Source organism: Parahoeflea olei (assembly GCF_001703635.1).
Taxonomy (GTDB): domain Bacteria; phylum Pseudomonadota; class Alphaproteobacteria; order Rhizobiales; family Rhizobiaceae; genus Hoeflea; species Hoeflea olei.
In genome coordinates, this window is sequence record NZ_LQZT01000001.1 from 568196 (window position 1) to 587293 (window position 19098).

The 19098-nt window shown below is 65.3% G+C and carries 24 protein-coding genes and 1 pseudogene; 13 read left to right on the forward strand and 12 right to left on the reverse strand.

What is annotated here, in order from left to right; translation table 11 throughout:
• The first annotated feature begins 253 nt into the window (after window positions 1-253).
• Both AWJ14_RS02585 and AWJ14_RS02590 read left to right on the forward strand, forming a co-directional pair.
• On the forward strand, window positions 254-1141 hold the full coding sequence (locus tag AWJ14_RS02585) for a hypothetical protein (protein WP_066174504.1): 888 nt from the start codon (window positions 254-256) through the stop codon (window positions 1139-1141).
• Between the two features lie 72 nt (window positions 1142-1213).
• Window positions 1214-1684: a hypothetical protein gene (locus AWJ14_RS02590; protein WP_210183482.1), complete on the forward strand. Its 471-nt coding sequence runs from the start codon at window positions 1214-1216 to the stop codon at window positions 1682-1684.
• 44 nt (window positions 1685-1728) lie between these two features.
• Here the strand turns inward: AWJ14_RS02590 and AWJ14_RS02595 are convergent, their stop codons facing one another.
• The gene (locus tag AWJ14_RS02595; protein ID WP_171904802.1) at window positions 1729-2334 is read right to left on the reverse strand and encodes a hypothetical protein; all 606 of its coding nucleotides are present in this window, start codon (window positions 2332-2334) and stop codon (window positions 1729-1731) included.
• 341 nt (window positions 2335-2675) lie between these two features.
• On the opposite strand from AWJ14_RS02595, the gene AWJ14_RS02605 reads away from it, so the two are divergent.
• From AWJ14_RS02605 to AWJ14_RS02615, 3 genes are read left to right on the forward strand one after another with little or no spacing between them, the layout of a single operon-like run.
• On the forward strand, window positions 2676-3215 hold the full coding sequence (locus AWJ14_RS02605) for an RBBP9/YdeN family alpha/beta hydrolase (RefSeq protein WP_066174513.1): 540 nt from the start codon (window positions 2676-2678) through the stop codon (window positions 3213-3215).
• Between the two features lies 1 nt (window position 3216).
• Window positions 3217-3867, forward strand: a complete 651-nt coding sequence (locus tag AWJ14_RS02610; RefSeq protein ID WP_066174516.1) for a LysE family translocator — start codon at window positions 3217-3219, stop codon at window positions 3865-3867.
• A gap of 7 nt (window positions 3868-3874) precedes the next feature.
• The gene (locus AWJ14_RS02615; protein WP_066174519.1) at window positions 3875-4618 is read left to right on the forward strand and encodes a sulfite exporter TauE/SafE family protein; all 744 of its coding nucleotides are present in this window, start codon (window positions 3875-3877) and stop codon (window positions 4616-4618) included.
• On the opposite strand, the gene AWJ14_RS02620 is transcribed toward AWJ14_RS02615, so the two are convergent.
• Entirely contained in the window at window positions 4609-5205 is a 597-nt protein-coding gene (locus tag AWJ14_RS02620) for a TetR/AcrR family transcriptional regulator (protein ID WP_066174522.1), read from the reverse strand. The two genes, AWJ14_RS02615 and AWJ14_RS02620, sit on opposite strands and share 10 nt — an antisense overlap.
• A gap of 74 nt (window positions 5206-5279) precedes the next feature.
• Between AWJ14_RS02620 and AWJ14_RS02625 the strand changes: the two genes are divergently transcribed.
• The gene (locus AWJ14_RS02625) at window positions 5280-6143 is read left to right on the forward strand and encodes a DMT family transporter (protein WP_066174524.1); all 864 of its coding nucleotides are present in this window, start codon (window positions 5280-5282) and stop codon (window positions 6141-6143) included.
• Between the two features lie 37 nt (window positions 6144-6180).
• On the opposite strand, the gene AWJ14_RS02630 is transcribed toward AWJ14_RS02625, so the two are convergent.
• On the reverse strand, window positions 6181-7554 hold the full coding sequence (locus AWJ14_RS02630; protein WP_066174527.1) for an aminotransferase-like domain-containing protein: 1374 nt from the start codon (window positions 7552-7554) through the stop codon (window positions 6181-6183).
• 122 nt (window positions 7555-7676) lie between these two features.
• The gene (locus AWJ14_RS02635) at window positions 7677-8606 is read right to left on the reverse strand and encodes a branched-chain amino acid transaminase (protein WP_245304100.1); all 930 of its coding nucleotides are present in this window, start codon (window positions 8604-8606) and stop codon (window positions 7677-7679) included.
• A gap of 161 nt (window positions 8607-8767) precedes the next feature.
• Between AWJ14_RS02635 and AWJ14_RS02640 the strand changes: the two genes are divergently transcribed.
• Together AWJ14_RS02640 and AWJ14_RS02645 are read left to right on the forward strand one after the other, a co-directional pair.
• A complete protein-coding gene (locus AWJ14_RS02640) occupies window positions 8768-9706 on the forward strand; it encodes a LysR substrate-binding domain-containing protein (RefSeq protein ID WP_083219963.1) in 939 nt (312 codons plus the stop codon).
• Between the two features lie 7 nt (window positions 9707-9713).
• Window positions 9714-10259, forward strand: a complete 546-nt coding sequence (locus tag AWJ14_RS02645; RefSeq protein WP_066174530.1) for a hypothetical protein — start codon at window positions 9714-9716, stop codon at window positions 10257-10259.
• Between the two features lie 21 nt (window positions 10260-10280).
• On the opposite strand, the gene AWJ14_RS02650 is transcribed toward AWJ14_RS02645, so the two are convergent.
• From AWJ14_RS02650 to AWJ14_RS02660, 3 genes are read right to left on the reverse strand one after another with little or no spacing between them, the layout of a single operon-like run.
• A complete protein-coding gene (locus AWJ14_RS02650; RefSeq protein ID WP_066174533.1) occupies window positions 10281-10766 on the reverse strand; it encodes a GNAT family N-acetyltransferase in 486 nt (161 codons plus the stop codon).
• Window positions 10767-10809: 43 nt separating this feature from the next.
• A complete protein-coding gene (locus tag AWJ14_RS02655) occupies window positions 10810-11361 on the reverse strand; it encodes a YbhB/YbcL family Raf kinase inhibitor-like protein (protein WP_245304101.1) in 552 nt (183 codons plus the stop codon).
• Window positions 11358-11852, reverse strand: a complete 495-nt coding sequence (locus tag AWJ14_RS02660; RefSeq protein ID WP_066174536.1) for a cupin domain-containing protein — start codon at window positions 11850-11852, stop codon at window positions 11358-11360. The genes AWJ14_RS02655 and AWJ14_RS02660 overlap by 4 nt, the downstream gene beginning before the upstream one ends.
• A 166-nt stretch (window positions 11853-12018) precedes the next feature.
• Between AWJ14_RS02660 and AWJ14_RS02665 the strand changes: the two genes are divergently transcribed.
• Complete coding sequence (locus tag AWJ14_RS02665; protein WP_245304102.1) at window positions 12019-13014, forward strand: alpha/beta hydrolase family protein; 996 nt, start codon at window positions 12019-12021, stop codon at window positions 13012-13014.
• Window positions 13011-13463: a GNAT family N-acetyltransferase gene (locus AWJ14_RS02670; protein ID WP_083219964.1), complete on the forward strand. Its 453-nt coding sequence runs from the start codon at window positions 13011-13013 to the stop codon at window positions 13461-13463. The genes AWJ14_RS02665 and AWJ14_RS02670 overlap by 4 nt, the downstream gene beginning before the upstream one ends.
• 134 nt (window positions 13464-13597) lie before the next feature.
• Here AWJ14_RS02670 and AWJ14_RS02675 read toward each other — a convergent pair whose 3' ends face one another.
• Both AWJ14_RS02675 and AWJ14_RS02680 read right to left on the reverse strand, forming a co-directional pair.
• Complete coding sequence (locus AWJ14_RS02675) at window positions 13598-13963, reverse strand: cupin domain-containing protein (protein ID WP_066174540.1); 366 nt, start codon at window positions 13961-13963, stop codon at window positions 13598-13600.
• Between the two features lie 82 nt (window positions 13964-14045).
• Window positions 14046-14639, reverse strand: a complete 594-nt coding sequence (locus tag AWJ14_RS02680; RefSeq protein ID WP_066174542.1) for a LysE family translocator — start codon at window positions 14637-14639, stop codon at window positions 14046-14048.
• A gap of 132 nt (window positions 14640-14771) precedes the next feature.
• Here AWJ14_RS02680 and AWJ14_RS02685 point away from each other — a divergent pair, with 132 nt between their 5' ends.
• The 3 genes from AWJ14_RS02685 (at window position 14772) to AWJ14_RS02695 (ending at window position 16660) form a co-directional block, all read left to right on the forward strand.
• Window positions 14772-15383 (forward strand): 2'-5' RNA ligase family protein, encoded by a 612-nt coding sequence (locus tag AWJ14_RS02685; protein WP_066174545.1) that lies wholly within the window; start codon window positions 14772-14774, stop codon window positions 15381-15383.
• Window positions 15384-15472: 89 nt separating this feature from the next.
• The gene (locus AWJ14_RS02690) at window positions 15473-15949 is read left to right on the forward strand and encodes a PaaI family thioesterase (protein ID WP_066174548.1); all 477 of its coding nucleotides are present in this window, start codon (window positions 15473-15475) and stop codon (window positions 15947-15949) included.
• A gap of 168 nt (window positions 15950-16117) precedes the next feature.
• On the forward strand, window positions 16118-16660 hold the full coding sequence (locus AWJ14_RS02695) for an AAA family ATPase (RefSeq protein ID WP_066174551.1): 543 nt from the start codon (window positions 16118-16120) through the stop codon (window positions 16658-16660).
• Window positions 16661-16737: 77 nt separating this feature from the next.
• Here AWJ14_RS02695 and AWJ14_RS02700 read toward each other — a convergent pair whose 3' ends face one another.
• The 3 genes and pseudogenes from AWJ14_RS02700 to AWJ14_RS22660 all read right to left on the reverse strand — a co-directional run.
• Complete coding sequence (locus AWJ14_RS02700) at window positions 16738-17697, reverse strand: glucokinase (protein WP_066174554.1); 960 nt, start codon at window positions 17695-17697, stop codon at window positions 16738-16740.
• The gene (locus AWJ14_RS02705) at window positions 17694-18731 is read right to left on the reverse strand and encodes an SIS domain-containing protein (protein ID WP_171904803.1); all 1038 of its coding nucleotides are present in this window, start codon (window positions 18729-18731) and stop codon (window positions 17694-17696) included. Before AWJ14_RS02705 ends, AWJ14_RS02700 begins: the two co-directional genes overlap by 4 nt.
• Window positions 18732-18763: 32 nt before the next feature.
• A pseudogene (locus AWJ14_RS22660) lies at window positions 18764-19098 on the reverse strand (gfo/Idh/MocA family oxidoreductase); the annotation flags it as partial.

Genomic DNA, 19098 nt, shown 5'->3' on the forward strand with positions numbered 1-19098 from the left:
CGGATATCCAGGCCCACCGAAACATTTCCGCCCTCCACCTTTCGCATGCGGTCCCCAGAAACCGAGGCGCTGTCGTCTCCTGATCCTGCCGCTTTCCTTTGACCGCAGGACCATGCCGGAAAACGCTGCGCACCATCTACCGATGCAGACCTCAGCGACACTGAGAAATGCAGGACTTCATTTGAGAAATTCTCATTTCAAAAAGCACGCCCCGCTCACTATCGCCGGGGAGGAGTGGCAGAGGACGGGAAACATGCTCGACCGATACGACAAGGTCCTCGAAGCCTTGGGCGCTCCAGCCTGGCTGCGGGAATACCGGCTTGGCGCCTACCTGAAGGACACCTTCCTGATTGGCCAGCCCGCCGAATATTATGGCTGTCCGCCCGCCCTCGTTCCCCTGACCTCGAACGGCAGCCTGCCGGCCTATGAGGGGATCTGGACGCGCTGGTTCTGTGACGAGCCGGACGATATCCGGCGCTATGTTTGCGCAGGCCCGGAGGATGACTTCCTGCTTGAGGAGGTCGCCCTAGACGATGCGCAATTTGCGCACTGGCTTGCCGTGCGTGCATTCGTCTACCAGGACGGAGAAGACGAGGCGGGTGAGCTGGCGGCATTCTGCGAGGCCGCCGGCCTTTCGGATCGTCAAGTTGCGGAGATCGATGCGCATACCCTCGCATTCGGTGACGATCCGGAACAGTTGCACAGGCTCGCGGCGTTTGCCGGACACCTGCCCGCGGGCATCGGGGAACGACCGGCCGAGCCGATGACGGCCAACCTCTCCGGCCTGCCGGACGATGATCCGTCGCGGATCGCCTATTTCGAACTGAGCCAGCATGGGCGCTCGGCGCTGCGGACCGAGCGATCGTGGATCCCGCCATGGCTCGGGCCGAACGCGGTGCAGAGCGATCTTTTCAACGGCTACCTTGGAAGCGGGCGCCTTAGCGAGGCCTGGTTGACCCTCAACAGCACCGGGTGGGCGATCCGAGAGGCCCGACAGGCCGCCCTTGCCCTCGCGGAAGCCGCAGGCAATCCGGTTTTCAAGCTTCAGATGCAGGCTTGGGTTGCGTTCACGCTCGACGAGGAGCGCTTCATTCCGGACGAGGAGCTCGGCGCCGGGACCTATGAAAACTACGATTATTGAGAGTGCCGGCCGGGTGATGCCGGCCATCAAACCGGTATCATGCGCAAGGCTCGAATCGGCAGGGCGGAGCGCATGAGCAAATTGGAAACCACACTTTTCATTGTCGCCCTCATGCTCGTTATCGGATGCGGCTGGCTGGCGATTTTTCTCCATGTCCGAAGCCGCCTGTCGGCAGCAAGGGACAGCCGGATCGAGGTCTTTGGCGAGGGCGCACGCATCCCGTTGGTTGCCGCATTCTCCGGATGGAAAGGCATTCCGTGGCTCTGCTGGTCGTCAAGCGACCTGAAGCCAACCCTGGTACTGCATGCCGACCACATCGAATGCCGCGTCCTTCGGACCCGCAGGAAACCCTATGATGCCGTTTCCAGGGTGGACTACCGGCAAACCGCGGGAACCACCAACATCGTGCTCGAGTTTTCCGATTCCGTGTCGAGTTTCGTCGGCAATACCGCCAACCGGGACCTTGCCCGCGACGCGATCCAGCGCCTCGCCCGGATGGGCTGTCCCCTGTCGCCGCGGTCGCGCGCGCTGATTGATGGCTGAGCCGATCGGCCTGCGGTGTCTCCCTGCCGCGAGGCACGCAAGGTTCAGCCGTTCGCCGCCATGAAATTGCGCGCGAAGCACGTCTCGTGCTCGCGCCGCAAAGATGCAATCAGGATGCCGACGCCGTCGACCAATGGCGCGACCCAGGCGATCGCGCCGCACGGTCGCGCTTCCAGCCTCTGCCTGTCGTGCGCAAGAAGCCCTAGGAGGAATTCGGCTTCCAACAGGTCCGCAGTGGACGCCCGGTCCATGACCAGCATCGGCTGCTGCCCGAAATCCCATCGCCCATAGGCGGCATAGGCCTCCCGCATCGCAGCCTCATGTTCCGAGGAAACGAGCCAGAGCCGTTCCCTGAGCAACAGCTTGCGCATGCGGCCGACAAGGTCCGGCCGGCTGCCCACTTCGAGCAAGCGGTGTCCCGCCGCCCGGAAAGGCTCGGCCTGCCCCGACAGAAAACTCACCCGGCCGAACCGCAACAAGGATCGGGTGCAGGCATCGAGTTCGGGATCCGTCGGGCTGCCCCAAAACGGGTTCACCGGTCTCTCGCCTGCCAGGGTTTCCCATCGCCAGCCAAGGATGGCGGCTGCCTCCGGCCAGAGCTTCCGCGACGCGACAAGCAACGGATCCCGATCCGCCAGTCTGTGCGGCACCACGGTGACCGGGCCGTCTGGGAGTACACACATCCCCCTTGCTAACCGCTTCCAACTGCCTATCCCAGAGCAGCAGACATGAGAAATACTGCAGGTCAGTTGAGATGACTTCAATTTGGCGGCACCCTCGGCCCCTTATGATCCCGAGGATCGAGAGCGGGGATGATCAGGATGACAACCAATCGCTTGCAGGCCGGCATCGGCAGCGCCGGAATCCGTCGGGGGAGCACGGGGGCGGCCAGCCGCGTCAGGCCCCGCGGTAGAGCGACGGTCGCCAAGCAGCGTTCCGGCGGCCAGGATGCCATGCCCCTCAACCTCGGCGGACAGGGGGAGATGGATCGATGACCTCATTCCTCACGCTGCCGGGGATCGGCGGCTCCGGCGAAACGCATTGGCAGACCCTGTGGGAGGCCGCAGATCCGGGCTTCGCCCGGTTCCGCCCATCCGACTGGGATGCGCCGGACCTTGCCGACTGGCTGACCGCGCTGGAGCGGCACATCGACCAGTCCGGGCCGCGGCCTGTTCTGGTCGCGCACAGCCTCGCCTGCCTGCTCGTCGTTCATGCCGCCGAGCGCATCGCAGACCGCATCGGCGGCGCATTCCTGGTGGCTGTACCCGATCCCGGCTCCGCCGCGTTTCCCGCGGCAGCGTCAAGCTTCGCGGATCCGCCGCGACGGCCGCTGCCGTTCCCGGCCCTCATCGTTGCGAGTTCCGACGACCCCTATGCCGCGCCGGCTTATGTCCGGTCCTGCGCGCAGGCCTGGGACGTTGGCCTGATCGACATCGGCGCCTGCGGCCATATCAACGGGACCAGTGGCCTCGGCGCCTGGGGCCAGGGGCGCCAGTTGCTGGCCGCGTTCCATGCCGGACTGAGGCGTTAGGATGGACCCGCTTTCCGCAGTCATCGCCTTCTCGATCGCCGCTGCGCTTTTGACGATCACACCCGGCCTGGACACCGCGCTGGTGTTGCGCACCGCCGCCGTGGACGGCGGCCGGCATGCCATGCAGGCCGGTGCAGGGGTCGTGGCCGGCGTTCTTGGCTGGGGGCTGCTCGCATCGGCGGGCCTCGGCGCGGTTCTCACCCTGTCGGAGACCGGCTACCGGATCGTTCAGTATCTCGGAGCGGGCTACATCATATGGCTCGGGTCGCGGATGCTGCTGGCCGCGGTGCGCGGGAGCACGAAAGACGGCGCAATGCCTGCCGGCGAACCGGCGGAACGCTCCGCCGCCCCGGCCGTCAACTGGTTCTGGCGCGGGCTGATGACCAACCTCCTCAACCCGAAGGTCGGGGTGTTTTACGTGAGCTTCCTGCCGCAGTTCATTCCCCCCGATGTCCCCGTCGTGGCCTTCGGCATCGCCCTGGCGGCGATCCATGCCGTCATGGGGCTCGTCTGGTTTGCCGCCATCACCGCCGCGACGCGGCCTTTCACGCGCCTTTTCAGGCGCCGTCTGTTCACGCGCGGGATCGATGGCATGACCGGTTCCGTCCTGATCGCCTTCGGCCTGCGGCTGGCCTTCGAAAAGCGGAGCTGACCCGGACATGGATGCAACCACACTCGCCCTTCTGATCGGCGCAGGCCTGGTGGGCGGCGCCTGCAACGCGGTTGCCGGCGGCGGAACGTTCTTCACCTTCCCCGCGCTGCTTGCGGCCGGCGTCCCTCCGGTCGCCGCCAATGCCACCAGCGCGATTTCCATCTGGCCCGGACACGCAACCAGCCTGTTCGGTTACCGGGAGGAACTGCGCCGCCATGCAGGGCGACTGAAATCCGCCGCGCCGGCTTTCGTGCTCGGATCGTTGATCGGTGCCTGGCTGCTCTCGGTGACCGGCAACGGCCTGTTCCGTCAACTCATTCCGTGGCTGTTGCTGGCTGCGACGGTGTTGTTTGCGATCGGCCCGAGACTGCGCTCCTGGATTGCGCCGACCGGCTCCGGGACATTGCCGAAGCCGGTCATCTTCCTCATCGATCTCTTGGTTGCGATCTATGGCGGCTATTTCGGTGCGGGTCTCGGTATCCTGCTGATGGCCGTCCTGACGCTGATCGGGCTCAGCGATGTGAACGAAGCCAATGCCGTCAAGAATGCATTGGCGACGATCGTGTCCAGTCTCGCGGTCGCGGTCTTCATCGTGACCGGGATCATCGCCTGGGGGCCGGGCGCGGCGGTACTCGCCGGCGCCGTCGCTGGCGGCTATCTGGGAGCCCGATTCGCGCGCTGGATCAACCCGAGGATCCTGCGCGCCATCATCATCGCCGTGGGACTTGGCCTGAGCTGGATCTATTTCTGAGGCGCGGCAGCGGCCAGCAGCGCCTCCAGCGTGATCTGCCGGAAGCGGGCAACCGGCGCGATGTCGCCTTCCGCGCGCATCCTCAGAAGCGCGCCTTCATACCCGTCGATGATCGCATCGGCGAGGCCGGAAACATCCGCAGTGTGACGCAATTGCCCCCGCTCCCGGGCTTCCGACAACAACTGCGTGAGATTGTCCCGCCAGGTCGCGAACGCCGATTTCAGCCGGTCGCGGAGGATGTCGCTGTGGGGGGCGCTGGTCTGGGACAGGACTCCATACAGGCAACCCGCGGCGGGGCCGGCTTCCGCCATTTCGTCTTCGAGCGCGGCAAAATAGGCGCGCAGCCGGTCAAGCGGATCGGCTTCCCCCGCCATGTGACCCGCCACGAAGCCTGAATAGGACCTGCCGTAGGCGTCCAGGACCTCCAGCGCGAACCCCTCCTTGCTATCGAAGAAATTGTAGAACGAGCCTTTGGGAACACCCACGGCAGACAGGATCTGCTGGATGCCGATCCCCTCATAGCCTTTCGCCATGAAGGCATTGATCCCTTCATTGAGCAGAATTTCACGCGTGTTCCGTCGACCCATTTGACAAAATTAGACCGATCGTCTTAGCTCGTCAACCGGTTAAGTAGACCGGTCGTCTTAAGGGAGTGAACGGCATGGGTGAACGGCGTCTCTACGGGGTGTTGCTGGTGACGGCAGGGACCGCATTGTGGAGCCTCGCGGGGCTGTTCGTGCGGGCGATCGATCTTGGCCTGTGGGATCTGGTCTTCTGGCGCTCGGTCTTCGCAGGCCTTTGCCTGATCGCGATTGCGCTTGCGCGACCGGGAGAAGCAACCCGGTTCGGATGGCCCGGATGCCTGGCCGCCGGCCTCTCGGCGGCCGCGATGTTCTGCTATATCGCCGCGCTGACGCTGACGACCGTTGCCAATGTCCTGATCATCTATGCGACCCTCCCCTTCGTCACGGCCGCCCTTGCCTGGACGATCGGGCGCGAAGTGGCATCGCGTCGCCTGCTGGTGGCGAGCACGCTGTCCCTGGCGGGGATCGGGCTGGTCGCAGGCACCTCCCTGACGGCAACCGACATTGCCGGCAACATGCTGGCCTTTGCCATGACCGTGAGCTTCGGCGCGCTGCTCATCGTCACGCGCCGCCAGCGCAGCCTCAACATCGTCCATGTCAACGCCGCTGGAGCCGCCCTGTGCGCGGCCGCGGTATTTCCCTTCTCATCGGGCCGGCTGCCCGAAATCGACGCGCTTGTGTTGATCTTCCTGCTCGCGCTTCTCACCACCGCGCTCGCATTTCTGCTGTTTCTCGCCGGCGGGCGTCACGTCGCATCGTCGGAATCGGCGCTGATCGCCCTGCTGGACGTCGTGCTCGGTCCGCTCTGGGTCTGGATGGCCTTTGCCGAAGATCCCGGACGCGGCGCGGTTTCCGGCGGCTCAATCGTCATTGCATCGGTGGCCTGGTATTTCTGGCCGTCGCTGCGCCGATCCTGGACCAGCCGGAGGGCCGTGCGATAGCGCAGCGCCGCTTGCGTGCGCAAAAGCTCCGTTGGAGCTAACGCGCCATCCATCGCTCCGGCCCGGGCGAGGTCCCCAGCCGGTCGACGATGTTCTTGAGCGCGGCAAGCGCCTGTTCGAGATCCTCCGCGGAGGGAGCGCCGATGCACAGCCGGATCCCCGAGCCGCTTCCGCCGGCGCAGGTGGAAGATGGCGGCGTGAGCAGGATTCCGAGCGCCTTCGCCGCCGTATGCACCGCCTCGGCATGGGCGCGGCCCATCGGCATCCACAGATGATAGCCGACATGGATCGGCCGGCGCACGGCCTCGCCCAGCAGGTCCGTTGCCAGCGCACGGCGGCGATTGGCTTCTTCCTGTATGGCGGCACTGATGGCATCGGCGGTTCCGTCGAGCAGCCATTGTTCCATGACCGAGCAACTCAAGGGACTGATCATCAGCCCGCTGGCATGCACTGCGGCCTCCGCCCGCTCGAGCCAGGCTGGCGGAACCACGAGACCGCCAATCCGCAGGGCCGGATTGAGGGTTTTCGAAAGGCTGTTGATGTAGAAGACATGCTCAGGCGCGAGGCTGGCGATTTGGGGATAGTCGGGGTCGGGCGACAGCGAGTAGACGACGTCCTCGATCACGACGACGTCATGCGTGCGGCAGATCTCCGCGATCGCCTCGCGCCTCGCCCTACTCATCGAACTCGTGGTCGGGTTCTGCATCGTCGGCGTGAGATAGACCGCGGACCGGCCCTTGCCTGCAGCGACCACCGCCCCTTCGAGCCGGTCGGGCAGCATTCCTTGCTCGTCCATGTCCACCGACACCACCCGCACGCCGAGATGGCGGGACACGCTGAGGGCACCGGGATAGGTCTGCTCTTCCAAGAACAGCGTCCCGCCGGGACCACACAGGGTTGAGAGGCTCACCGACAGGGCATGCTGGGCGCCGCCGGTCAGCAGCAGGCACCGGGGATCGGCCTCCATGCCGAGGCGGTGAAACCATCGCGCCAGCTCGTTGCGAAATCGTGCATGCCCCGTCACCGGCGGATAGGTGTTGAACACATCCGCATCGATACGCCTGGCGATCGCGGTGAGGGACTGCGACAGAAGCCTCTCGCTGATGACGGCGGGCGGTGCGTTTCGCGACAGATCGATGGCCGGCCCCCTGCGGGCCTCGGTCACCGCCACGAAGGTGCCGCGGCCCTTGACGGAGCGCAGCAGGCCGCGCCGTTCGAGAATTCCGTAAGCCTTGGTGACCGTGCCCAGTCCCAAGCCGAGACGCCAGGCGAGATCGCGGTGCGCGGGCAGCCTGTCGCCGGCATCCAGGTGGCCGGCGATGATGTCTTCCGACAAGGCGGCGACGAGCCGGCCGCAGGGCGACTCGCTGCCTTCGGCGAGCCGTGGCTCCCAGGGTGATTGCAGACGCATTGGCAGAGCCCGATAGTGTCACATGACGCTTTTATATTTTACGAAAAGTGTCCCGTCCAATATCATTCATGGCCAAGAGACGATTTCTTTGCCCGAAGCCATATTCCATGAAAGATCCATTGCTATTCTGCCTCGACCAGACAGCCTTGTGCCTGAACGGGATCTTTTCCGCGGACGGAGGCGTGAAACGCGGCGACAAGGCCGCGCGTGCATGGTCCCACGGACCAGCGGGCCTGAAGCTCCGGGCCTGCCAGTTCGATGACGGGCCGGATTTCGACTGCGGTTCCCACCACGAAGACTTCGTCGGCGGCACACAACTCCTTGAGGGAAACTGTGCGCTCTTCGACCGCGAGGCCGCCCTGTCGGGCAAGCTCGAAGACGTGACGCTTGGTGATGCTGTCAAGAAAGCAGTCCGCTCGCGGGGAGACGAGCGTGCCGCCCGTGACCATCACGATATTGGCCGCGGTCGTTTCGGCGACATGTCCGTCGAGATCGAGCAGCAGGGCATCGTCGAAGCCCTGCGCATTCGCGGCATGCCGTGCGAGCGTGCCGATCATGTAGAGGCCGGAGCATTTGGAAGCCGTCGGCGCCGTGTCGGCACGCGGCCGCCTCCAGCACGACAGCGCCAGGCGCATGCCCGCAGCGCTCTCGCCCCGGTCGGGCGGGGTCGGCCAGTCCCAGGCGGCGATGGCCACATGAATCGTCGCGTTCGAGGCAGCCACAGTCACGCTTTCGCTGCCGCGCCAGGCAATCGGGCGGAGATAGGCGTCTCCGAGTTCGTTGGCCCAGATCACGGCTTCGCACGCCTTGACGAGTTCAAGGGCGGCGTTCGGCAGCCTGTAGCCGAGGATCTCCGCCGAGCGTTGCAGCCGGGCGATATGGTCATGGGCACGAAAGATCTTGCCGTCATAGGCGCGGATCCCCTCGAACACCGCCCCGCCGGCATGCAGCGAATGCGTCATGACATGGAGCCGGGCCTCTTGCCAGGGAACGAGCGCGCCGTCGAACCAGATCAGGCCATCGCGGTCATCGAAGGAAAGCATGTCGCCCATGGCTGTCGGGAACCTTTGCAAGACATCCCATATTCCCGGAAACCGCCCCGACAGCGAGTGAGCAATCTTCAGAAAAGACTGAGATTTCGTCGCCCGGACAGCGGGCCACCGGAAGGGCCTACGCGCGCGCGCCTCGCGACAGGGGCGAAAGCGAGGGCGCGATGACCGACCCCATGCGGCTCACGGTGCCCCTCAACGCCTTGCGGGCGTTCGAGGTCGCCGCACGTCACATGTCCATCAAGGATGCGGCCGAGGAGATCGGCGTGACGCCCTCCGCCGTCAGCCATCAACTCCGGATTCTCGAGGACCTGCTCGGGGTGGAATTGATGCGCCGCGTCGGCCCGCGCCTCGAACTGACCGAAAGCGGACGACAGCTTTCCCCGGATCTGACCATCGGCTTCGCGCGCATCGTCGAGGCGGTCGGGACCTTGAAGCATGAGCGCAAGCTTGGGCCCTTGCGCCTGTCGATGCTGCCGACTTTTGCGGTCCACTGGCTGTCGCCGCGCATGGCTTCCTATCCGTTTGCGAGATCCGGGTTCGAACTGCTGATCTCCACGACCCAGGCCGCCGTCGATCTGGGCGCCGGCGTGGCCGACGCCGCGGTGCGCCACGGCTCCGGGAAGTGGCCCGGTGTTCTCTGCGATCGCCTGTTCGACGAAAACCTGAGCCTGCTCGGCCGTTCCGCCGATTGGGAGGGCCACGGCGGGCCCGATATCCGCAAGGCCGTCGCCGCGGCCAACCTGTTTCTGTCACAGCATCGGCGCGACGACTTCCAGCGCTGGAACGAGACCTTGCCGGGCGGCCCCTTGAAGCCGGCCGCGATCACCTATGTCGATTCCTCGAGCCTTGGACTCAAGGCGGCGATCGATGGCGCCGGGATCACCTTCGCGGGCATCGAGATTGCCGGCTGCGACATCGCCGCCGGCAGGCTGAGCCCGATCGTCGACCACCAAGTGCCGGCGAATGCCGCGTACTATCTGTGCTATCCCACAGCCCTTGAGCGCGATCGCCGCATCCGGAACGTCCGGACATGGATGCTCGCGGAGGCGGAGAAGACAGGCCGTGAGCTGAGCGGGAGACACGGCAATAGCCCCGGATGATGACCCCGTGACTGCACCCCTGCCCGACGCTCCCGTCTACCTGTCATACTGGCGCGCCGCGCTGCTGGCCGTCTTTGCGCTGCCGTTTGCCACGGGCGCCCTGGCCCTCATGGTTGCAGCCTTCGATGCCCGCTCTGTTTCGGCCTTCGCAACGGCTGCCTTTGCCGCGTCCTGCCTCATGGCCGTGACGTTGATGGTCGTGTCCTGGCTGGTCAGATATCGCCGGAGCCGCGGTCCGATGTATGTTTTCACGGCCGATGGCCTCATCGTCGCACGGCATTTCGGCGGCAACCCGATCCCCTGGCAGGATGTCTGGATTTCCTCGTCGATGCCGCTACGCGCGGGCCTGATCACCGTGAATGTGGATTACCGCAAGCCGGAGTTCCGCTCCGATCCCCACCGCCGCTCTCTCGCCTACTTCGAAACAGACAGGCACAAGACCATGCGGCGGATCGTCATGCCGAACATCGCGACGCTGAGGGGCGGCGAGCTGCGGCGCCGGTTGATCGCCTATGTCCGGGCAAGCGGGACCGATCTCCCCACCGGGGTATGAGGTGGCCGAAACCAGCTTGGCTCAGGCGGCGCCATTGCCGGGCCAAACCACATAGCTTTTCCAGGGCGCCGGATGGGCGAAGCGCTGGTAGGTGCGGAGCGCGGCGGCATTGTTCTCGGGCACCAGCCATCTCAGATGGACCCACCCGCGTGCGCGTCCGATCCCGGCGACGGCCTCGATCATCCGCTGAGCCAAGCGCCGGCCCCGGACGCGAGGAGCGACATAGAGGTCATCGAGCTGTCCCGCCCGCCCGTTTGCAATCGCTTCCGGCAGATCGAAGACCACCGCCAAGGCCGAGAGCGTCTCGTCGAGGAAGCCGCCCATGACCTCCGCCACCGGACTGGAGAGCAAGGCGGTTGCGGCTTCCAGCTCTCTGGATTCCGGTGGCGTGTTTGGGTCCATCTCCAGGCGATAGGCAGAAAGGAGTGGAGCGAACTGTGCCAGGTCCTCGCAGGAGAGGCGGCGAATCCGCAAACCGTCAGCTGGATCGGCTTGCGAGCCTGCCATGTTCGTCTCCTCCTCGTCCGTTGCCGTGCTCCCGGTCCGCGCTTCAGCGCCCGAAGAAGCCGGTGATGCTCGCCTTGTCGAGCATGTGGCTGTTGATCATGAAGCCTGCCATCGCGCCGGGCGAGGTCGCGTTCAACTCCAGTGTGGCGACATCCAGGGCATAGACCGTCACCACGTAGCGATGCGGCGCGGCCCCGACGGGCGGGCATGGCCCGAGATAGCCTGAGATGCCGAAATCCGTGTTCGTCGCCAGCGCTTCGCGCGGTTGCGACCGCTCGCCAAGGCTCGTCACATCCGCAGGAATATTGACCAGAACCCAGTGCCACCAGCCGCTTCCTGTCGGCGCGTCCGGATCGAACATGGTCACGGCAAAGCTCTTCGTGCCCGCTGGCGCATCGGTCCAGGTCAGGGCCGGAGAGATGTTTTCGCCCGTGCAGCCCATCGTGTTCAGCGAGAACCGCGAAGGGATCGTTCCGCCGGTCTCGAAGGATGGGCTCTCGAGTTCCATCGCCGACGCGGCAGCAGGCAGGGTGGCAAGTGCCGCAAGCAGGACAGCGGCCGAGCGTCGGAAGCGGATTTTCGCGGAGGCCATCATTCCTCACCCTCCCAGTATCCGACGCCGGCATCCTTCTTCACGGTCAGCTCCAGCCGCCGGGCGGCCTTCTCCCCGCCCGGCGCGGCACCGGCGTAAACCGCGACTTTGCCGCTGTCGGGATATTCGAGCACATCCGGCTCGTTCATCGTGCTGACTGCCAGATAGCGCAGCGGTTCTGTTGCGCCCGCCCGCAACTGATGGGCCGTTTCGACCCCGCCCGCGGGGCAGACGACCACGTCGCCGGCGGCCACCTCATAGTCCTCTCCGCCATGACGCAAGACGCCGGTCCCGCCGAGAATGACAAACAGTTCGTCATTGGCGTGATGGCAATGGAAAGGCCAGGCCTTCTTGCCCGCAGGCACCTCGACATAGCGGGCGCCCAGAAGCTTTGCGCCAAGCGGCGCCGCCACGGAGGCGAGGTGCGCTTCGTAACTCTCCCCGTGGGACTGCGCCGTAAGAGGCAAGGCGCGGAGGCTGACGATCTGATGCATGGGCGGTCTCCTGTCCGGTTTCGAACTCCTGGCCAAAAGAGCTCGCAACCCCGGGTGAAACAATTGAACGGTTCTCATGCCATGCGGAGGGATGCTCATTCGACCATCCCCGCCTTCAGCGCCGACAAATACGGAACCTTGAAGCGAAATTTGCAGGGACGCGCGCGTGATCAGCCCAAAGCACGGCACGGCAGTATCAGGTGACCGGGACGGCCCGGCAATGGCGGCGCCGCTGTGCCTTGAAGCCGGCGACGGCCAGCGTCTCGGCGGATTCCTGTGGCGGCACGGCGATGGCGCGGCCGCACGGCCGGTCGTGGTCATCAGCGCGGCCACCTCCGTGAGATGCCGCTATTACTCCCGTTTCGCCGACTATCTGTTTGCCCACGGCTTCGACGTCATCGCCTTCGATTACAGGGGCATCGGGGAATCGAGGCCGGAAAGGCTGTCCGGTTTTCACGCCGACTGGGTGGATTGGGGCGCTGAGGACCTCGAGGCCGCGTTGAGATACGCGCTCGACGCATTTCCCGGACAGCCGCTTCATGTCGTCGGCCATTCGATCGGCGGCTTCGCCATCGGCATTGCCCCGTCCAGCAGGAAGGTCGCGCGCATTCTCACCGTTGGCGCCCAATTCGCCTATTGGCGGGACTACGACGCGGCCCGGCGCCGGCAGATGTATGTCAAATGGCACATCGCCATGCCGCTGCTCACACGGCTGTTCGGCTATTTCCCGGCCAAGCGGCTCGGCTGGATGGAGGACACGCCCGCGGGCGTGGTCCGCGACTGGAGCCGGATGACGGCCCGCTTCGAACACACGCTGCGGCAGGACCGGTTCATCGCCGGGGAGCGCGAATCCGAATTGCTCCGGCAACGCTTTGCCGGCGTCACGGCACCGGTGCTGGCGATCGGCCTCGATGATGATCCGCACGGGACCCCGGCGGCCCTCGACCGGCTGCTCGACTACTTCACCTCAAGCCACCGGCGTCATTGGCGCATCGCACCGGCCGAGATCGGCGCGCCCGCGATCGGGCATTTCGCCTTTTTCCACGACCGGTTCAGGGACAGCCTTTGGCCGCTCGCGCTCGACTGGCTGCGCTCGGGCGGGATCGCAGCGGATGCACCCGGCCGGTTGTCGGCCGAAGCCATGCCCGGAGAGAAGACGTGACGACAACGATCAAAGCCGCGCGCCCGCAGGACAGAGAGGCCTGGCAAATGCTGTGGCGTGAAAACTGCGCGCATTTCGGCGCAGACGGCATGAGCGAGACCGTGGTAGACGGGCTGTGGTCGCGAATTCTCGACCCTTCCTCACCGATCGATGCCTGGCTCGCCTTTCACGGCACAAAGCCCGCGGGACTGGCCCATACGATTGTCCACCCGCACAGCTTTTCGCTCCGCCCCGTCTGTTGCCTCGAGGACCTTTGGGTTTCGCCCCGCCACAGGAACCGGGGGATCGCCACCTGCCTGATCGAGCATCTGAGCGCTTTGGGCAGGCAAGCAGGCTGGCGCCGTCTCTACTGGGAGACCGGGCTGACCAACACGGCCGCCCGGCATCTCTATGACCGCCTTGCCACACAGAGACCGATGGCGATCTACCAGATCGAGTTTCCGGACTGAACGGACGCCCGGGGAGATCACCGGTCGCTGAAGCGCCATTGCGCCATGGACATCGGCCAGGCCACGGCAGCGCGGCCGGGGGCTGGGCGCCGTCTCGGGCGGCCCGGAGAGGCGCCCGATAGAGCCTGGGCGCATCATCCGGCCGCCCAGCTCGCTGGATCGACGGGATAGCGGTCACCGGAGGTGCCGGGACTGGAGGAGAGAACAAAAATGAGGTCGGACGCCCCGTCGTTTCTCACCCAGTGCGGCTGGCCTGCCGGCACATGAAGCCCCTGCCCCGGTCCCATGCAGACAGCACCGTCGGGGGTGCGCACCGTCATCTGCCCATCCAGAACGTAGAAGAACTGGTGCGCCTGGCGGTGCATGTGAGGCTCTTCCGCCGATGCCGGCGGCATCGATTCCTGCCGGACCTGAAAATGCGTCAGATCCAGCAAACGCCAGCCCGAGCAGACCTCTCCCCAGCTATAGAAGTTCTCGCTTGCAGCTTCGACAGGCTTCATTCCACAGACTCCGTAGCATCGGCGCCGAAAAGCGCCTCTTCATTGATTATTCGGCCATGCGCGCGCCGCGTCGGCCATGGTTTCAAAGCCAGAACAGTCCTGCCGTCAGCGCGGCGAGCGCGGCCATCGTGCGGTTGATCAGCAGCAGCTTCGACGGATCATGCAGGACCTGTCGCAATCCCGCACCGAAGGCTGCCCACATCGCCAGGCAGGGAATGCCGATGACGGTGAACATCACCGAGGTGAGGAGCAGCTGGGCCACATAGGTTTCGCCCGGCTTGATGAAGGCGGCGATGACGGTCACCGCGATCAGCCACGCCTTCGGATTGACGAACTGGAAGGCCGCGGCCTGAAAGAAGGAAACCGGTTTGGCCAGCGACGCATCGGAAACCTCGGCGGCGCGCCAGAGTTTGAAAGCGAGCCAGAGCAGGTAGAGCGTGCCGACAAGCTTGAGGCCCGTCTGGATGCGGGGTTCGAGCGCAAAGACGGCGCCCAGCCCCGCACCGACCGCTGCGAGCTGCACGGCGACCCCGAACGGAATGCCGAGAATATGCGGCCAGGTTCGCGTCATGCCGAAGATCAGGCCCGAGGTGGTGAGCATCAGGTTGTTGGGCCCCGGCGTGATGGTCATCACGAAGGCGTAGAGGGCAAGCGCTGTCAGTGTCGTCGTGTCCATGCAAGGGTCCGTCGGCAGGCCGTCTCCGCAGCGGAAAAGGGCCCTTACTACTTGCCACCGAATGGCGGGCGGCGGTGCTGAGAATTCGTCACCCAAGGATGAGCGCTTCTCTCTGGCTTGCCGGCAGTCGGCATGCAGGATGTCCCGAACACCACGGATTTCAGCCATTTTCACGGAGCAGGCAGGCCGGTGCCCTTGGCGATCACCGCACGACTGGACGCGAACCTGTCCGCACAGGTCGACCGGTTGTGCGGACAGCCTGCCCTTCGCCCGCCCGATGTCGAAGAACGCCTCGACTATCCCGCACACATCACGCTGGCAGTGCTCGAAGAAGGGGCGTCCGTCGAGCGGGTGCTCTTCAAGCTTTCGTTCGCCTGTCTGGAGACCGAACGGGTCGCGGTCAGGATCAGCCATGTGGGAGCCTTTCCTGGAAGCCCGGCCCATCTGTTCCTGGCGCCGGTCGCAACGCAGTCCTTGCTTGCGTTGCATCAACGTCTCTCAAAAGCCGTTTCGGCGGAACCGGTACACCCCCATTACCTGAGGGACGCCTGGGTTCCCCACATCACCCTTGCAACCTGCAACGGACAGCCCGACGCGGCTTTCGGGGCCGCCATGCGGCAGTTCGAAGACTATCGGGGCCATATCATCGGTATCGAGCTGGTGCGCTTTCCGCCACCCCGGATTGTCGCGCATTTTCCGCTGCCAGCCCGCCCGCGACCGCCGCAGAGGGGGCCGGAATCCTGAATTATTCTCAGCCTTAGCTCAGTGCTTCTCACTCCGGTCCGCCATCATCCACCACTAGGCTTGAATACGGGAGACAAGCAGGAGGTGTCATGAAAGCGGAAATCGGCGGCGCCGTGGATGCGGGCGTGGAACAGAGGGTGCGCGACAGCTTTCAGCGCCAGGGGCTGATGGGGCACCTGGGGGCGACGCTGTCCGAGGTGCGCCAGGGACTGGTTTCGATCCGGATGCCGTTTCGGCCGGAGCTTTCGCAGCAGCACGGCTATTTCCACGCCGGCGGAACCTCGGCAATCGCCGATTCCGCGGGCGGCTATGCGGCCTTCACGCTGTTTCCGGAACTCAGCTCGGTGCTCACCGTCGAGTTCAAGATCAACCTGCTCAATCCGGCGCGCGGCGATGCTCTCGAAGCCGTCGGCAAAGTGGTCAAGGCCGGCCGGACCCTCACCATCTGCCAGCTTGAGGTCTTCGCCGATGATGCCGGTCAGCGAACGCTGGTGGCGATCGGCCAGCAAACGCTGATCTGCATGCACGGGCATCAGGATGCACCGAAGCCGGCAAGGGCCGGGTAGGCGACGCCGGCACCGGTCCGGGCTCCCACAAGGCAGGTCCTGCAGCCGAGTTAGGCCCATTGCAAAGGCGGGCTTCGGTGGCTAACCTTTCCCAAGCGCTTCGACACGGCCCCGCTTCAGCCCGGGCCATCGGCGCTTCCCCCCAACAGACACAATCGAGGATGGCACATGTGTGACCATATGTTCGTCGTGACCGGTGGTCCCGGTTCCGGCAAAACCAGTCTGATCGACGCCCTGGTCCGCCGGGGACATCGCAGCATGCCCGAGGCCGGCCGGGCGATCATCCAGGATCAGGTGCGGATAGGCGGATCGAGCCTGCCCTGGGGCGACAGGGCGATGTTCGCCGAACTGATGCTGGGATGGGAGTTGCGCTCCCATCACGAGGCGTCGACGCTCGAAGGGCCGGTGCTGATGGACCGGGGCATACCCGATGTCGTCGGCTATCTCACGCTCTGCGGCTTGCCTGTTCCGGACCATGTGGAAACGGCGGCGCGCCTCTATCGCTACAACAGCCGCGTCTTCATCGCGCCCTATTGGGACGCGATCTTCGCGCAGGACGCAGAACGCAAGCAGGACCGGCAGGAAGCCGAGGCAACCGCCCGGGTCATGGCCGAAACCTATGCGCGTCTCGGCTATCAGCTGATCGAACTGCCGCGAACCAGCGTGGAGGCGCGCGCAGACTTCATCGAGACGCAGCTTTCCAGTCGATGACGGCGCCGGGTTCGCCCTGGAAACAGGACGGACGTGCCCCGACGGCTCGGCTCGATAATCCACCCCCTCGAAGCGGGCTATCCTGCGGTAAGCGACAGCCCTGCCTGGAATTCATGGCAGCCAAGGAGGGCGGCATTGTCATCGAGCACGAGCTGAACCGGGAAGGCTTCCATGGTGGGCGCCATGCGCCCCTTGGCCCTGAACGCGGGCAGGAAGCCGGCATCGGGACCCACGAGCAGGGGTCGCAGCGCATTCGCCATTCCGCCCGTGACATGAACGCCGCCGGTCGCCAGGAAGACCAGCGCCAGATCGCCGGCGGCACGGCCGAGCATGCGCACGAACTCTCGGCAGGACCGCAAGGCAAGCTCATCATCCTCTGCAAGCGCCGCGGGGACGATCTGCTGGCTCGACGCATGCCGCGGCGTCCGGCCCTCCAGATCACACAGGGTCAGGTAGATTTCAGCCAGGCCTGAGCCGGAGAGGACGCGGTCGTTCGAACACCGTCCATGCCTGTGCGAGATCCGCGTCTGGAGCGCGCGATCGAGGTCGGTTTCGGCCACGAAGGTCGAATGCCCGGCCTCGCAAATCACCACGGACCCGTTGGCGAGACGGGCAGCACAGTTGAAACCGGTCCCCGCCCCGAGGATGAGGCGGGTCCCGGTGCCGGACGGCGTCCCCGCCTGCAGCGCATGCGACTGCAGCATCTCGGGAGCCGCCAGCGCGTGGCCAAGGGCTTCGAAGTCATTGAGGAGGTGCACATCCGCCACCCCCGTCGCGCCGCTGATGTCCTGCCGGTCGATCACCCAATCGAGATTTGTCAGGGCAACGACATCGCCCGTGACCGGGGCTGCAAGCGCGATCACCAGCCGCTGCGCCGGCGCCACACCGGGCCTTGCATGATACTCCCGCATCAGCGCTGCAAAGGACGCGTGATCCTGGTTGCGGAAGCGGGCAACGGAGGCCGTATCGAGATGCCCGTCGACATATTGCCCGATGCGGCAATGCGTTCCTCCCAGATCGCAGACGCTTGTGATCATCGTGTCACGGTCACCTTGTTGAGATGCTGCGGGGCATCCGGGTTCAGCCCCAGGCTCACGGACAATTCCTCCACGAAGCGATAGAAGCTGAGAATCTGGGCGATCGGATCAAGGAGCCGGTGCGCGGTCTTCACGCAGGGCAGCACATGCGCGCCGGTCTTTTCATGATCCACCGTGAACACCGTCGACCCGGTTTCGCGCAGCCGCAGCACGCCGTTTTCGACACCTTCGCGGCCGGCCTCATCGGTGAGAAACGCCAGCGCCGTCAGCGACGGTCCCGACAGCGCGAGCGGGCCGTGGATCATTTCCGCCGCGCTGAAGGCCTCGGCCCGGATCAGGCAGGTTTCCTTGAACTTGAGTGCGGCTTCACTGGCGATGCCGAGCGCGGGACCGCGTGCGGTCACGAACACGTTGCCCGGACGGCTGAAGCGCTCAAGCGCAGGCGACCAGTCGCAGCCCAGCGCCCTGTCGAGATCGCCGGGCAGCGCACGCAGCGCCTCGGCCAGCGCGGGGTCTTTCGACCAGCCGGCCACGATCGCGGCCAGCGCCACCAGCGAGGCAATGAAGGTTTTCGTCGCGGCCACCGCAAGTTCCGGCCCGGCCGCCATGGGAAGCACCGTGTGCGAGGCCTTGGCCAGCGGTGAGGCAACATCATTCGTCAGGGAAATGCCCAGCGCACCCGCCCCTGTCACCGCCTGCATGAACAGCTTCAGGTCATCGCTGCCACCGGATTGGGAAATCGCGATGACCGGCGTGCCCTCGAGCTTCCAGTGCGCGCCATAGACCGACGACACCGACGGCCCGATGGAGGCGACCGGCAGGCCGAGACCTATTTCCACGAGATACTTGAAATAGGTTGCGGCGTTGTCGGAACTGCCGCGCGCACAGGTGACGACAAGACCGGGGTTGAGCGACGCCAGCCGGTCCCCCAGCGCCAGATACGCGTCGAGCGATGTTTCCAGCTGTCCTGCGATCACGCCGGGGACAGACAGGCTTTCCGCCTTCATGCGGGTGGATGCGGCAATGTGGGGCATCAGATCGGGGCCTGCTGATTGAGGGAGCGGCATCAGTCGCTTGGGCTTTGAATGCGCGCGACCGGCGGAACGTAATCGTCCAGATCGGTCGCAGGGAAATGCACGGTCTGCCCGGTCTCGGCCGAACGATAGAGACCGATCAGGATCTCGACGACGGCCAGGCCGTCATGGAACGTCTCCGACGGCGTTTCGCCCTTGCGGAAACACTCGGTCATGTGCCGGTTTTCGTCGGTATAGCCATAGACGCCCGCCTCATCCTCAAGCACCGGCATCAGTCCCTGTTCGGCGTTCTGCTTTTCGACCAGATCTTCCCCTTCCGCGCCCCTCACCTCGCGCGACATGAACACCTTCAGGCCGGTCGAAAGCG